At 41.8% G+C, this 14,634-nt stretch carries 12 protein-coding genes; 9 read left to right on the forward strand and 3 right to left on the reverse strand.

Annotated elements, in window-relative coordinates; genetic code table 11:
• Positions 1-240 precede the first annotated feature (240 nt).
• The gene (locus tag JQC92_RS09955) at positions 241-1,191 is read left to right on the forward strand and encodes a hypothetical protein (protein ID WP_204999520.1); all 951 of its coding nucleotides are present in this window, start codon (positions 241-243) and stop codon (positions 1,189-1,191) included.
• Positions 1,192-1,361: 170 nt separating this feature from the next.
• On the opposite strand, the gene JQC92_RS09960 is transcribed toward JQC92_RS09955, so the two are convergent.
• Positions 1,362-2,042: a hypothetical protein gene (locus JQC92_RS09960; protein WP_204999521.1), complete on the reverse strand. Its 681-nt coding sequence runs from the start codon at positions 2,040-2,042 to the stop codon at positions 1,362-1,364.
• Between the two features lie 171 nt (positions 2,043-2,213).
• On the opposite strand from JQC92_RS09960, the gene JQC92_RS09965 reads away from it, so the two are divergent.
• From JQC92_RS09965 to prpF, 7 genes are all read left to right on the forward strand, one after another.
• Positions 2,214-3,098, forward strand: coding sequence for an acetyltransferase (locus tag JQC92_RS09965; protein WP_204999522.1), 885 nt, complete (start codon positions 2,214-2,216; stop codon positions 3,096-3,098).
• Positions 3,099-3,105: 7 nt separating this feature from the next.
• Positions 3,106-3,999 carry an acyltransferase gene (locus JQC92_RS09970; RefSeq protein ID WP_204999523.1) on the forward strand — a complete coding sequence of 298 codons (894 nt, stop codon included), beginning with the start codon at positions 3,106-3,108 and terminating at the stop codon, positions 3,997-3,999.
• A gap of 218 nt (positions 4,000-4,217) precedes the next feature.
• Positions 4,218-4,916: a GntR family transcriptional regulator gene (locus JQC92_RS09975; protein ID WP_204999524.1), complete on the forward strand. Its 699-nt coding sequence runs from the start codon at positions 4,218-4,220 to the stop codon at positions 4,914-4,916.
• 27 nt (positions 4,917-4,943) lie between these two features.
• Positions 4,944-5,822 (forward strand): methylisocitrate lyase, encoded by an 879-nt coding sequence (gene prpB, locus JQC92_RS09980; protein ID WP_204999525.1) that lies wholly within the window; start codon positions 4,944-4,946, stop codon positions 5,820-5,822.
• 102 nt (positions 5,823-5,924) lie between these two features.
• The gene (prpC, locus tag JQC92_RS09985; RefSeq protein WP_204999526.1) at positions 5,925-7,049 is read left to right on the forward strand and encodes a bifunctional 2-methylcitrate synthase/citrate synthase; all 1,125 of its coding nucleotides are present in this window, start codon (positions 5,925-5,927) and stop codon (positions 7,047-7,049) included.
• 118 nt (positions 7,050-7,167) lie between these two features.
• A complete protein-coding gene (acnD, locus tag JQC92_RS09990) occupies positions 7,168-9,756 on the forward strand; it encodes a Fe/S-dependent 2-methylisocitrate dehydratase AcnD (protein WP_204999527.1) in 2,589 nt (862 codons plus the stop codon).
• Positions 9,757-9,829: 73 nt separating this feature from the next.
• Positions 9,830-10,999, forward strand: a complete 1,170-nt coding sequence (gene prpF, locus JQC92_RS09995) for a 2-methylaconitate cis-trans isomerase PrpF (protein WP_204999528.1) — start codon at positions 9,830-9,832, stop codon at positions 10,997-10,999.
• 328 nt (positions 11,000-11,327) lie between these two features.
• On the opposite strand, the gene JQC92_RS10000 is transcribed toward prpF, so the two are convergent.
• Together JQC92_RS10000 and pmbA are read right to left on the reverse strand one after the other, a co-directional pair.
• Positions 11,328-12,521 carry an ankyrin repeat domain-containing protein gene (locus JQC92_RS10000; protein ID WP_204999529.1) on the reverse strand — a complete coding sequence of 398 codons (1,194 nt, stop codon included), beginning with the start codon at positions 12,519-12,521 and terminating at the stop codon, positions 11,328-11,330.
• Between the two features lie 119 nt (positions 12,522-12,640).
• Positions 12,641-13,984 (reverse strand): metalloprotease PmbA, encoded by a 1,344-nt coding sequence (pmbA, locus tag JQC92_RS10005; RefSeq protein ID WP_204999530.1) that lies wholly within the window; start codon positions 13,982-13,984, stop codon positions 12,641-12,643.
• Positions 13,985-14,095: 111 nt separating this feature from the next.
• Between pmbA and yjgA the strand changes: the two genes are divergently transcribed.
• On the forward strand, positions 14,096-14,623 hold the full coding sequence (gene yjgA, locus JQC92_RS10010) for a ribosome biogenesis factor YjgA (protein WP_204999531.1): 528 nt from the start codon (positions 14,096-14,098) through the stop codon (positions 14,621-14,623).
• The last annotated feature ends 11 nt before the right edge of the window (positions 14,624-14,634 follow it).

The following is a 14,634-nucleotide window of genomic DNA, read 5'->3' on the forward strand; positions in this document are numbered from 1 at the left end:
CAGGTTGGGAAACGATTTGGGAAGGTTGGGATACCCTTCAATCTTATGTCGTTGGATATAGGATGGCGAAAGAAATGCTAGCTGACGGAGAAATGCACTAAGATCTGATCAAGAGACAGCTTCTACTCATACGCCAATTTTAAAAATTCTTTAAGCTGCGATCTAAAAAAAGCTCTAAATGAAGTAGACCGGATAGCAGGCTCATATAATTTTCTCTCGTTATTTACTCATGAAAAGGATTTGCCATTTAAGTCTTCCGTGCAGAGTAACTACAATTCTGAAAATATTTTTCATCGGTATAATTTTGATATTAAACCTAAAATCACACCAGAGCATTTGTTTATATGGGGAAAATCAATTAGCTCGATTGAACCCAATAATATATTCAATGTATTAACGACTTACATGTCCCTTGTAATTTTTAGCAACAAAGTGAAGAAAGAAGATAATCTTTACCACTTTTTCTTTAATGGTATGAATTCAATAGCTTTAAAAGTTAATTTCGATATTAATACAGAAACTATCTTACAAGAAGTTCACGACCTGTTTCATTGGATTTTCGAGGATACTGGAGCGGTTGCGAAAATATCAATTATTCGCAATATATTTACAACCAATGGTTTTACTGAACTAGAACAAGCTTTTTCAAAAGAAACTATATACGCCATTCAATCTAACCACCAGCTTTATCAAGAAGACAATGTAAAACAATATTTCGAGATAAAAAATAAAGTCGTAGATTTTATCTTTAGTCTGAGCAATAAAATGTCTGAATCATATGATTCTTATTACAATTCTAATAAAGTTAACTTAGTCGCTATACTATCTTACATAGTGACTTTGGTAGTTATACGAGGGATGTCCAGAGATAATTTTGATTCATCAATAGACTTATTTTGCTACATTTCGTTAGCATTTTTTATTGTGGCAATAATCTATACAAGTTTAATCGAAAGTGAACTTACTAAAAAGGTCTCTTTTTTTCAAACACAAAAGGATGAGCTATATAGTCGCTATAAAAATATGCTCTGTGAAGTAGAGCTTAGACAATTATTTAACAGTCCAAGCTATGAGGATGCTAAATGTAAAAGTGAAGAAGCTAAGTTTCACATAATCGTATACATAATTTTGGCTACTTTTATTGTTATAGATATAATTATTATTTCTTTCAGACTCGCTATGCCAAACTGAATACACAGTAAATAAAGTCTTCCATTACCAGTGATGTTTCAATTAGCACAACTTAATTCTATCAAAGATAGCTTATTAACAAACTTTACTCTACCAATACCGTCCCACACACAACAATGCCTGCAAATGCAGGCATTGAAACTAAAGCGAACAACTAAAAGCAGAAAAACTTAAAAGCGATATAGCACGCCGAAGTTAATCACTGGATACCACTTATATTCTTTAATATCCTCTTCTAGCTTATCTTGTTCAATTTTAACATCCGCAAGTAATTGAGAGCAGATATCAGCATCTAAAGCACTACCACATGAAACATTTAACTCCGCCTCTGGTGTGCTTTGATAAAAAGCACCCAGTTCAGCCGTAAACGACCAACTAGAAGTACTTGTTGGCGCAGATGCCCAACCCAAACCAATGTACGGCGCAAACTTTTTGAACTCAACTTTACCGTCAGCACTGCCAACATCTTCAACACGATACACATCACCGTTGAATTCATATTCACCATCAATAGCACGCGCTGTTGCATTTACCTTACTGCCATTGTAATAAGCACCCGCACTCAGTCTGAAACCTGAATCACTCCATGGGTGATAATCAAAAACAGCAGAGGCCGTTCTTAGTTCTAACTCGGCATCGTAAGTAATATCGTTTTCAGTAAAGTCATCATCATACTGAAAGTTATTAATACCGACTCTAAAATTGAAGTTGTCAGACAAACCTTTGTAAAACTCAAGACCAATGCCCGTTGCACCAGCTTTTAAACCGACGCCGTTTGAATGATCCGCTGAGGAAGGTGCTGAAAAGACTAAAGCCGCTAAACAGGCTAATGGGAGAACTGCAGATTTCATTTTTGATGTCCTTAAAATCACTAAATCTTCATCCTAAAAGCGTCCATTTACTCTGGATAATTGAACGCACTCCCACAATTATATCAGCGGATGAAATAAAGTAAGATTAAATTTGAAGAATCAAGAGTTACGGGTAAAATGTGTTTCTTTTGAAACTCAGCGGGAATGTAAGTGACGCTTATTAAAGGCTGTTTGGCTTTTCTTTGTTATGTAATTAACACATTGTTATGGATGATCCCTATCCTCACGTTTGGCCTTTTAAAATTATTACCTTTTAGCGTAACAAAAAATCTTGGCGCTTCCATTCTTGATAACTGTGCTTCGGGTTGGATAAGTGTTAATGGGCTGATTGAGCGGCTCTACCATCCAACAAAAGTGCATGTTTCTGGCAATACTAATTTTAAGAGGCAAGATTGGTACATGGTAATCGCTAACCATCAGTCTTGGGTCGATATCTTAATATTGCAGCGTGTGCTTAATAATAAAATCCCCTTTTTAAAGTTTTTCCTGAAAAAAGAGCTGATGTACGTTCCCGTATTAGGTCTGGCATGGTGGGCGCTAGACTTTCCATTCATGCGTCGATATAGCCCAGCACAAATAAAAAAGAATCCGAAACTCAAAGGCAAAGATATTGAGATTACACGTAAAGCGTGTGAAAAGTTTAAACACAAACCAGTCAGTGTAATGAACTTTGTCGAAGGTACTCGTTTCACGCCAGCGAAACATCAAAAGCAACAGCCCCCTTTCCAGCATTTACTTCGCCCAAAAGCAGGCGGAATGGCATTTACGCTTGCTACTATGGGCGACTGCATGAACACACTTGTTGATGTGACGATTCATTACCCAGTAAAAACCCCGAGCTTTTGGGAGTACATCAGTGGTCAAGTTAACGACATATATGTTCACATCGAACAAGTCCCGCTCGGAGACGATATGAAGGGTGATTATGTTAATGACCGCAGATTTAAACAATCTTTCCAGCAATCTCTTACCACGCTATGGGAACAAAAAGATCGTAATTTTTCACAGTTAATGCGCAACTCAAAGGAAGGCTAGATTCTTTATGCTCAGTTTTTTACCTGCACCACTTTTATTTATTATCAGTGCCATTTTATTAGTTATAAACACTTGCCTTTGGGCTGGCCTCATTTCGATTGGCGGCATAATAAAAGCATTATTGCCAGTTAATGCCCTGAAAATCCAATTAACTAAAGTGATGAATGCTTTTATGTATGCTTGGGCATCATGCAACGGCTTGACTCTAAAGCTGACGTCTAACGTTGAATGGCAAATCGAAGGCTTAGAGAATGTCCATAAGGATTCTTGGTACCTCATTTTTAGCAATCACCTTAGTGGTTTCGATATTGCTGCTCAATCTTTTGTTCTAAGAAATCACGCTCCGATGCTTAAGTTTTTCTTAAAAAAAGAATTACTTTATGTGCCATTCATCGGATTAGGTTGTTGGGCTTTAGATATGCCGTTCATGAACCGAACAAGCCCTAAAAAGCTAAAGAAGAATCCAAAACTTCGAGGCAAAGATCTTGAGTCGACTCGAAAAGCTTGTCAGAAATTCAAACACCTTCCTACGTCTATCATGAATTACGCTGAAGGTAGTCGTTTTACTGAAGAGAAACGCCAACGCCAAAACTCACCATATAAGCATCTACTTCGTCCTAAAGCTGGCGGCATTGCTTTTGCACTTTCAGCGATGGGCGATCAATTCAGTAGCGTATTGAACATGACTTTAGTCTACCCTGACAATCCAGAGAACGTGCTTATGGATGCAATGTGTGGTCGTTTAAAACGTATTATCGTCAAAGTAGACGCATTACCAGTCCCTCAAGTCGATGCAGATGAATACTCTACAAACAGTGAATATAGAGTTGAATTTCAAAGATGGTTGAATGATATCTGGCAAGAAAAAGACAAAGATATTGAAGAATTCAAACAGCAATAAAACAAATCTACATTTCTAAATAAGAAGTTGCTGCTGCATTTTGAGTGGCAATTTCTTTACCCTTCTACGTGAAAATATTGTCGACAATTAAAACCAAAAAATCATATTTATGAGTAAATTCATTGTAAAACTTACCTTAACGTCAACTTATTGTTGACAATAAACAAAATCAACGCTAGTTTAAATAGCAATCAACTATTGCTTATTTTTACTACGCCATGACAGAAAAGTCGAAAACCCTTGTCGACCAAATATTGATTCAAATTCAAAACAGTATCATTACTGGCGAAATCCCAGCTGGCAGTAAAATCAACGAACAGTCCATAGCAAAGCAATACGGCATTAGCCGTGGCCCCACTCGTGAAGCATTACAAACTCTAGAGCGTCAACGTCTCGTAGTTCGAGCTCCTCATATTGGTGCTCGTGTTGCACAGCTAACAGTAAAAGAGCTGAACGAACTGTACCAATTACGCTCCGTATTAGAAGGTATGGCGTGTGAGCTAGCTTCGAATCGAATTTCTCAGACCGAAATGCAATCATTACAAGCCTTGCTTGAGCGACAAGAACAAGCGCTCGTCGATGGCGATCACGACTTTCAGCAACAAAGTGAAATCGACTTCCATTACCAAATTATTCAAGCCAGCGACAACCGTCACCTGCAAGAAACGTTAACGGGCAGTCTTTATCACTTGATCAGAATGTATCGCTTTCAAACCAGCGGTGATGAACGACCGACCAGTGCCATTGCAGAACACCGAAGAATTATTGATGCCATTGCCGATGGTGATGGTGAACTCGCCAATTTACTGATGCGTCGTCATATCGAGCGGGGCAGAAAAAATACCGAAATAAAACTGATTGAGCGGCAAAAACAACAAGCCGCCGCAGAGTCGTTGTTAACCATAAACAACCTTTGATCTCTGCCCTACAAAAGGAAATGAAACATGAAAAAAAGTGCAGGTTTACGTTTTAGAGAAGCAGTGGCAAATGCCAATCCATTACAAATTGTAGGTACAACCAACGCTTACTTCGCCTTAATGGCCGAGCACACCGGCTTTCAAGCACTGTACTTATCGGGTGCAGGTGTAGCCAATGCATCATACGGTATGCCTGATCTTGGTATGACATCAATGAATGATGTCATCATCGATGCCAGCCGTATTACTTCGGCTACGGACTTACCACTGCTTGTCGATATCGATACGGGTTGGGGCGGCGCATTCAATATCGCTCGCACCATTCGTGAATTTGAAAAATCGGGAGTTGCTGCGGTTCACATGGAAGATCAGGTATCACAAAAACGTTGTGGCCACCGTCCAAATAAAGCGGTTGTGAGCACAGAAGAAATGGTTGACCGCATTAAAGCAGCCGTTGATGCGCGTACCGATGAAAACTTTGTAATTATGGCGCGCACCGATGCGGTAGCAGTTGAAGGTTTAGTGGCCGGCATCGAACGAGCAAAAGCGTACGTTGAAGCAGGGGCTGACATGATCTTCGCTGAAGCATTGACTGAACTTGAGCAATATCGTCATTTCCGCAAGCAAGTGAACGTGCCTATTTTAGCGAACATGACTGAGTTTGGTAAAACGGAATTATTTGATAAAGAAGCTTTAGCAGAAGCTGGCGCTGACATGATCTTATATCCGCTCAGTACTTTCCGTGCGGCCAACCTAGCAGCATTAAATGTGATGAAGGCTCTGAAAGATGACGGCCACCAGCGTAACGTTGTCGACACAATGCAGACTCGTGCCGATCTTTATGAGCACCTTGGTTATCACGTATTTGAAAATAAACTGGACGAGCTTTTCGACTCTGAAAAATAGTCAGTCGCTCAAGTTCAGTAACATGGATTTAATCTGTATCCGATACAAATAGACAAGAATAATAATTATAAAAAATTCAATCAATTTAAAGGAAAGATAGCAATGGTAGATAAAAAATTAAGCGGTGCCGGTCTTCGTGGCCAAAGCGCAGGAGAAACAGCGTTAAGTACAGTCGGAAAATCGGGTTCTGGCCTAACGTACCGTGGTTACGATCTTAAAGATCTGGCAGATAACGCCACGTTTGAAGAAGTCGCCCACTTGATTTTGAAAGGTGAATTACCAAACCAAGCTGAACTTGATGCTTACAAAGCTAAGCTTAAAAGCATGCGAGGTCTACCTCAAGCATTAAAAGAAGTCCTTGAGCGTATTCCTGCTTCAGCGCACCCTATGGATGTGATGCGCACAGGTTGCTCAATGTTAGGTAACCTAGAAACAGAAGCAAGTTTTGAACAGCAAGGTGAAGCTACAGATCGTTTATTGGCGGCTTTCCCATCTATCATTTGCTATTGGTATCGTTTTACTCACGATAATGTTCGTATTGAAACTGAAACCGATGATGAACAAATTGGTGCTCACTTCTTACATTTATTGCATGGCAAAAAGCCGTCTGAATTGCACGCTAAAGTCATGGATAGCTCATTGATCCTTTATGCTGAGCATGAGTTCAACGCTTCTACGTTTACTGCTCGCGTTTGTGCTTCAACGCTATCAGACATGCATTCTTGTATTACTGGTGCTATTGGCTCATTACGTGGCCCATTACACGGTGGTGCTAATGAGGCAGCAATGGAGCTGATTGAAGGACTTAAAGACGAGCAACATGCCCGTGACACCCTTGCAGGCATGCTTGAGCGCAAAGATAAAATCATGGGCTTTGGCCATGCCATTTACCGTGAATCCGATCCACGTAACGCCATCATTAAGTCTTGGTCTGAGCAATTAGGCAAAGACTTTGGTGACGATCGTTTATATCGTGTTTCAGCCGCTTGTGAAGCGTTCATGTGGGAACAAAAGAAACTGTTCTGTAATGCTGATTTCTTCCATGCCAGTGCCTATCACTTTATGGGTATCCCGACTAAATTATTCACACCAATCTTTGTCTGCTCACGCTTAACTGGCTGGGCTGCACACGTAATGGAGCAACGCTCAAATAACCGCATCATTCGTCCAAGTGCAGATTATGTCGGTGAAGAGCCACGTGCGGTAACACCAATCGCACAACGATAGTTCAACCAATCGCCTTGAGCCTTAAGCCTTGCTCACCCACCTTTTGAGCAAGGCTTCGAGGCAACCCAATTCTTAACTCAACCTTAGATTGAGATAAACAACGTGTGTGGATAGACTCATGAACACCAATTACCGTAAATCTTTATCAAATACTCAACTCGATTATTTTGATACTGAGGCAGCCATCAACGACATCAAGACTGGCGCTTATAAAAAGTTACCTTACACCTCTAAAATCTTAGCGGAACAGTTAGTTCGTCGCTGTAACCCAGAAACCTTAACGGATTCACTTAAGCAGCTCATCGACCGCAAACAAGATCTCGACTTTCCTTGGTATCCCGCCCGTGTGGTATGTCACGATATTTTGGGTCAAACGGCCCTAGTCGATTTGGCTGGGTTACGTGATGCCATTGCAGAAAAAGGTGGTGATCCTTCACTGGTTAACCCGGTAGTTCCTACTCAGTTGATCGTGGATCATTCTCTGGCGGTTGAAGCACCGGGCTTTGACCCTGAAGCTTTTGATAAAAACCGTGCCATTGAAGACAGACGTAACGAAGATCGCTTTCATTTTATCGAGTGGACAAAAACCGCATTTAAAAACGTCGATGTTATCCCAGCAGGTAATGGCATCATGCACCAGATCAATCTTGAAAAGATGTCACCAGTAATTCAAAACCGTGACGGCATTGCCTTTCCTGATACCTGTGTTGGTACAGACAGTCATACTTCCCACGTAGATTCACTGGGCGTTATCGCACTGGGTGTCGGTGGTCTTGAAGCTGAAACCGTTATGCTTGGCCGTCCATCAATGATGCGCTTGCCAGATATTGTTGGTGTGAAGCTCAGCGGTAAACGCCAACCGGGCATTACTGCAACTGATATCGTATTAGCTTTGACTGAATTTTTACGTGAACAACGTGTGGTTTCAGCTTATTTAGAGTTCTTTGGTGAAGGCGCAAGAGCCTTAACCATTGGTGACAGAGCAACCATCTCTAATATGACGCCTGAATTTGGCGCTTCAGCGGGTATGTTCTATATCGATGAGCAAACCATTGATTACTTAAAGCTGACTGGACGTGAACCAGAGCAAGTTGCATTAGTTGAACAGTACGCTAAAACCACAGGTTTGTGGGCTGATAGCATGGTTGAAGCGCAGTACGAACGTGTACTTGAATTTGATATTTCAACGGTTTGTCGCAACATGGCTGGGCCATCAAACCCTCACCGTCGTTTACCAACCTCCGATCTCACCAGTCGTGGCATCGCCAAAGAATGGCAACAAGAAGATGGTTTAATGCCTGATGGCGCAGTCATCATCGCTGCAATTACCTCTTGCACTAACACCAGTAATCCACGCAACGTTGTTGCTGCAGCGTTGGTTGCGAAAAAAGCCAATGAACTTGGCCTCGTTCGCAAACCTTGGGTTAAGACCTCTTTTGCTCCGGGCTCAAAAGTAGCGAAACTGTATCTTGAAGAAGCGGGGTTACTGCCTGAGCTTGAGAAACTCGGCTTTGGTATTGTCGGTTATGCCTGTACGACTTGTAACGGCATGAGTGGCGCATTAGATCCAAAAATCCAGCAAGAGATCATCGACCGTGATCTTTATTCAACTGCGGTATTGTCTGGCAACCGTAATTTCGACGGTCGTATTCATCCATATGCCAAACAAGCGTTCTTAGCGTCACCACCGCTCATTGTTGCCTATGCCATTGCGGGAACCATGCGTTTTGATATTGAGCAAGATGCACTGGGTTTTGATGCTAACGGTAGCCCAATCACTTTGAAAGACATATGGCCGTCTGACGAAGAAATTGATGCCATTGTCCGTGACAGCGTTAAGCCTGAGCAATTCAAACAGATTTACATCAAGATGTTTGATTTGGGCGAGAATGCACAAGCACCTAGCCCACTTTATGACTGGCGTCCACAGACCACTTACATTCGCCGTCCTCCGTATTGGGAAGGCGCATTAGCGGGTGAACGTACCATGAAAGGCATGCGTCCACTTGCCGTATTGGGTGACAACATTACAACCGATCATTTATCACCATCAAATGCGATTTTAGCTACTTCAGCCGCTGGTGAGTATTTGGCGAAAATGGGGCTGCCAGAAGAAGATTTTAACTCTTACGCCACCCACCGTGGCGACCACTTAACAGCGCAGCGAGCTACGTTTGCAAACCCAAAACTGCTTAATGAAATGTGCTTAGATGATGACGGTAACGTCATTCAAGGCTCGCTGGCTCGCATAGAGCCTGAAGGCCAACAAATTCGCATGTGGGAAGCGATTGAAACCTATATGGATCGCAAACAGCCGTTGATCATCGTGGCGGGTGCCGATTACGGTCAAGGTTCATCACGCGATTGGGCTGCGAAAGGCGTACGCCTTGCGGGTGTTGAAGCCATTGCCGCTGAAGGTTTTGAGCGTATTCACCGTACGAACCTTGTCGGAATGGGGGTTCTGCCGCTTGAATTTAAGGCTGGCACTACGCGCAAAACACTTGAACTTGATGGTACTGAAACGTATGACGTCATCGGTGAGCCTGCACCACTAGCAACACTCACATTGCGAGTGACTCGCAAAAATGGTGAACAAGTTGATGTGCCAATGACTTGTCGACTTGATACTGCTGAAGAAGTCTACGTTTACAGTGCAGGTGGTGTATTACAACGCTTCGCTCAAGACTTTTTAGAAGCGAATACCTAAGTAAAATACTTTGTAGTCACACCTGCTTAGGCAGGTGCGACATAACAAATAACTTCAAGGAAGGGAGTCAAACATGACTTTTGCTCCACAAATTAAGGTTGCTGCGACTTACATGCGTGGCGGAACCAGTAAAGGCGTCTTTTTTCGCTTACAAGATTTACCTGCAGCTTGCCAAGTAGCGGGTGAAGCCCGAGACAACCTATTATTACGTGTGATTGGCAGTCCTGATCCTTACGCTAAACAAACTGACGGCATGGGTGGTGCGACTTCTAGTACATCGAAAACGGTCATTCTGTCCAAAGCCGATGATGGCAAACACGATGTCAATTACCTCTTCGGTCAAGTCGCTATTGATAAAGCTTTTGTCGACTGGAGTGGTAACTGCGGCAATTTATCATGCGCTGTTGGTGCCTTCGCCATTCATGCTGGCTTGGTTGATAAAAGCACATTGCCCAAAGATGGTGTGGCTATTATCAGCATTTGGCAACAAAATATTGGTAAAACGATTGTTGCGAAAGTCCCCATGACCAACGGTGAAGTGCAAGAAACTGGAGATTTTGAGCTAGACGGTGTGACCTTCCCTGCCGCTGAAATTGAACTTGAGTTTCTTGAGCCTGCGGACAAAAGTGCCAGCTTGTTCCCTACCGGAAATCTAGTGGATGACTTGGAAGTACCAGATGTTGGCACCTTCAAAGCCACTATGATTAACTCAGGTATTCCAACGGTTTTTGTCAACGCTGAAGACATTGGCTATCAAGGTACAGAGTTACAAGATGACATCAATAATGATGACGCTCAACTCGCCCGCTTTGAGAAAATCCGTGCTTACGGTGCACTAAAAATGGGACTGATTCGAAAATTAGAAGACGCTCAAACCCGTCAGCACACCCCTAAAATTGCTTTTGTTAGCCAACCGAAAACGTATGCAGCTTCAAGTGGTAAGCAAATTAACTCTACTGATATTGATTTGTTAGTGAGAGCGATGTCGATGGGTAAACTTCATCATGCAATGATGGGCACCGCTGCCGTTGCGATTGGTACAGCCGCTGCCATTCCTGGCACGTTAGTCAACCTAGCAGCAGGTGGCGGTGATCGTCAGAATGTTCGTTTTGGTCATCCATCTGGCACACTTAAAGTCGGTGCGGCTGCGTCGAAAGAAGGTGATCAATGGTGTGTCGATAAAGCCATTATGAGCCGCAGTGCACGTATCTTGATGGAAGGTTGGGTAAGAGTACCGTTTTAGTAGAATAAAAAGGGTTTTCAACTATACCCATGATACCTGAAGATGCTCGATTTCAGCGAGAATGCACAACTTGTTAATCAAGGCTACGGTGTGCGGCAATAGTGAACTATTGTTAGCACTGGCAACGAAGAGTAACAAGCTGTGCAACTCGCACTGCGTGGACTTCTCAGCGCCAATTCTTCTTTGTTACATTAGCTCGAAAGAATCACGATATTCCTTCGCTAATGCGCCTCAAAGAATTGGCGCTGAAAAAGTCCTGAAACATGCATCTTCAAGTATCATGGGTATAAGCCCTTTTTTAATCTCGCAATGTGTTCAAAACAATACGTTATGCTGCGCCAGCGGCAACTCCTCCACCAACAGATTGGCCACCTCCAGTGATGTTCATCATTAATGCGTGTAATGATTGATCGGCATTATTCAGCAATTTGGTATTGGTTCCCGCAGTAACCAGTTTCTTTACTGCTTCAGGGTTATCCATTTTCGCTGAAATTTGTGCTGCAGTATTGCCATTTTGATCTTGGGCATCTAATGCGTCTTGATTGGCATGCTTCACTAGAAAATCCAAAATATCATTACTTTTTTTCTCAGCAGCAAGATGAAGCGGCGTTTTGCCTGCATCATTACGAATAAAAGCATTATCACCAACCGCTTTCATCATGGCTTGAACGGTCGCAAGCGAGCCGCTTTTTACGGCTAAATGAAGAGCATGATTGCCGTAATCGTCGAGCTCTGCGGGATTAAACTTTGGATTACGTTTAGCCGCAAGCTCTTCCGCCAAGTCAGCATTACCTTTTAATGCTACTATATGAAGAATATTTCGACCGTGTACATCCACTTCTCTAGGGTTAACACCTTTGTCTTTCACCTTAAGCAGCTTGTGCGCTGTATCGAACTTATTTTGATTAACCGCATGAAATATAGGGCTATTTTCAGCTTGGCTAGACTGGTGTTTAGGGTATTGTAAGGCTTCTTCTTGTCTCGCTTTCAACGTTTGCAGCGCTTGTTCCATACAAAACTCAGCCCAAGCAGGATTGTTTCCTTGTTCGGGCAAAAACAAAATCGTTAAACGTGCGATATCATCCATCGAAATGGCATCACCTGACTCGGCAAGAGTCTCGTTATACTGCTCTAGATTTCTACGCATACCTGTATATACGTGATTTTTTAGATAATCATCAGAAAAGCGCTTGAATTTCGACTTGCTGTCATCGAATGCACCAGCCATGTATTCATCAACTTGCGATAATAAGACTTGCTTCGCTTGATCGGATATTGGCAGACGGTGTTGGATTTGCGCTTTTAAGTTTTTCGCTTGCTGCTTGTAGTGCTTTGTAAATGGCGCATACTTATCTGAAGCTTTAAACTCATCAATAGTCATCCCGTTAAGGCTAAAATCTACCTCATCGGTAATTTCTCTTTCTAAAGTCGTTTGCTCAAGCTGACGAGCGTAATCTTGCCGAGCTAAACGCTCTGATGCAGGAATTCTTGTCGCTGCATTTATGGCTGGCATTATTGGCATACATCAATACCTAGATTTAAAGGCTTAGAACTTCAAATTAGGCGATTTTTCCAGCATTATCAATAAAAATTAATGAAGTTTAAGTTTAAAAAAGGCGCAATTAGCGCCTTTTCAATAAGTTAATTACCTGCAATTTGTAATTCGTTTAACAAGATTCCGCCTGTTCGAATTGAAGATCGCAAATCTCTGTCTTTTGCCACAGCTTGAATATTGAGGTACATATCCCTTAAATTTCCAGCGATGGTGACTTCTTCCACGGGATGAACAATCACACCGTTTTCAACATAAAAACCAGCAGCACCACGAGAGTAGTCTCCTGTCACTGGATTCACACCTTGTCCCATTAACTCTGTAACAATCAGACCTGTGCCCATTTGTTTAATTAGCTCATCAAACGTCTGACCTGTATGACTTAATGTCCAATTATATATACCGCCAGCGTGCCCTGTATTGTTCATACTGAGCTTACGAGCTGAGTAACTGGTTAATAGATAGCTTTGTAACTCACCAGCACTCACTATTTTACGATCTTGTGTTAAAACCCCTTCAGCATCGAAATTGGCACTGGCTAAGCCACCTAAAAGGTGTGGCTGTTCATCAATAGAAAACCATTCGGGGAACACTTGAGTATTTAATGAATCAAGTAAAAAGCTCGATTTACGATATAAAGAACTACCACTTATAGCACCAACAAAGTGACCGATAAAACCCGTGGCAATTTCTGGAGACAGTAATACGGGCAATTTGCCTGTTGGTATTTTACGAGCGCCTAGTCTTGATACCGTTTTTTTAGCCGACTTCTCACCAATGATCCCAGGAGAGACTAAATCAGAAAATTTACGAGCAACGGTATAATCATAGTCACGCTGCATACCACCATTTTCATCAGCACCAATGCTAACGCAGCTTAAACTGTATCGAGAACTGCAATATCCTTCTAAAAAGCCATGGCTGTTACCGTACACTTTAATGCCAGTATGCGCATTTGCACTTGCACCATCTGAGGCTTTAATCTTTTTATCGAACGCTAGAGCGCTGGTTTCAGCTTCTATCGCTAATTCAGTCAGTTGTTCTGCACTTAGCTCTTCAGGATAAAACAGCTGCAAATCAGGATTTTCAGTGGCCATTAAATCCAAGTCTGCGAGGCCGTGACAAGGATCACTACTGGTAAACTTTGCAATACCGTCAGCAGCTTTTACCGCTTGCTTAATCGCATCAGGGGATAGATCGGAAGTGGATGAACTGCCCTTTTTACCATTACGATAAACAGTAATTCCAAGCGCACCATCTTTATTAAATTCAACAGTTTCAACTTCTTTCATACGAGTCGAAACCGATAAACCTTGTTGCTTACTGATGGCCATTTCTGCCGCATCAGTACCTAATTGCTTTGCATAATCTAATGCTGTTGATACAGCATTTTTTAAACTATCTAATTCTTTATCAATTTGATGTGATGCCACGAATCTGCTCTTTGGATATTTATTCTATTGATTGAAGTATATCACCGTTTGTGCCGAAATATTTCCTGACGTGATATCATATGGTCATTGAAGTTTATGAAATGAAATCTTATGAAAATTATTGACGAAGCTGAGTTAAATAAGCAGCCTTATGATGACAACGATGATTATATTAGTCGTGGGCATTACAAAAAAGAAAGCGCAGATATTCAAAAGTTCGGTGAACAACTTGCAGCATTGAGCATGAAACAAATTGATGCACTCGATTTTGATGAGTTTTTTTACGATAACTTGATAAAGCTGAAAACCATTAAGCCAAAAACTGAAGCGTACCGTCGCCATCAGCAATTTATTGGTAAATTGATGCGTGATATTGATTTAGATGAACTTCAGACAAAACTGAATCAAGTCAAAAACACGTTAGGTAATGAAAGCGTGCAAGTCGCTAAATTCGAAAAGCTTCAAAAGCAATTACTTGAAGGTGGTGACTCTGCAATCTTTGAACTTGTTTCTGAGCATCCAAGCCTAGATCGTCAAATACTTCGTCAAATGGTTCGAAAAGCAAATAAAGAGCTTGAGAAAAGCTCAGAATCTAAAACAGCTAGAGAGTTGTTTAAGTATCTAAGAAGTGAGATTTAACGAGTACCAAT

It is taken from the genome of Parashewanella hymeniacidonis, assembly GCF_016900895.1.
GTDB lineage: Bacteria > Pseudomonadota > Gammaproteobacteria > Enterobacterales > Shewanellaceae > Parashewanella > Parashewanella hymeniacidonis.

Excerpts from the sequence above, each read along its gene's own strand:
- prpC (WP_204999526.1), top strand. The coding sequence starts at position 5,925 with ATGGTAGATAAAAAATTAAGCGGTGCCGGTCTTCGTGGCCAAAGCGCA.
- JQC92_RS10000 (WP_204999529.1), bottom strand. The coding sequence starts at position 12,521 with ATGCCAATAATGCCAGCCATAAATGCAGCGACAAGAATTCCTGCATCA.
- JQC92_RS09970 (WP_204999523.1), top strand. The coding sequence starts at position 3,106 with ATGCTCAGTTTTTTACCTGCACCACTTTTATTTATTATCAGTGCCATT.
- prpF (WP_204999528.1), top strand. The coding sequence starts at position 9,830 with ATGACTTTTGCTCCACAAATTAAGGTTGCTGCGACTTACATGCGTGGC.
- acnD (WP_204999527.1), top strand. The coding sequence starts at position 7,168 with ATGAACACCAATTACCGTAAATCTTTATCAAATACTCAACTCGATTAT.
- JQC92_RS09975 (WP_204999524.1), top strand. The coding sequence starts at position 4,218 with ATGACAGAAAAGTCGAAAACCCTTGTCGACCAAATATTGATTCAAATT.
- prpB (WP_204999525.1), top strand. The coding sequence starts at position 4,944 with ATGAAAAAAAGTGCAGGTTTACGTTTTAGAGAAGCAGTGGCAAATGCC.
- yjgA (WP_204999531.1), top strand. The coding sequence starts at position 14,096 with ATGAAAATTATTGACGAAGCTGAGTTAAATAAGCAGCCTTATGATGAC.
- JQC92_RS09960 (WP_204999521.1), bottom strand. The coding sequence starts at position 2,042 with ATGAAATCTGCAGTTCTCCCATTAGCCTGTTTAGCGGCTTTAGTCTTT.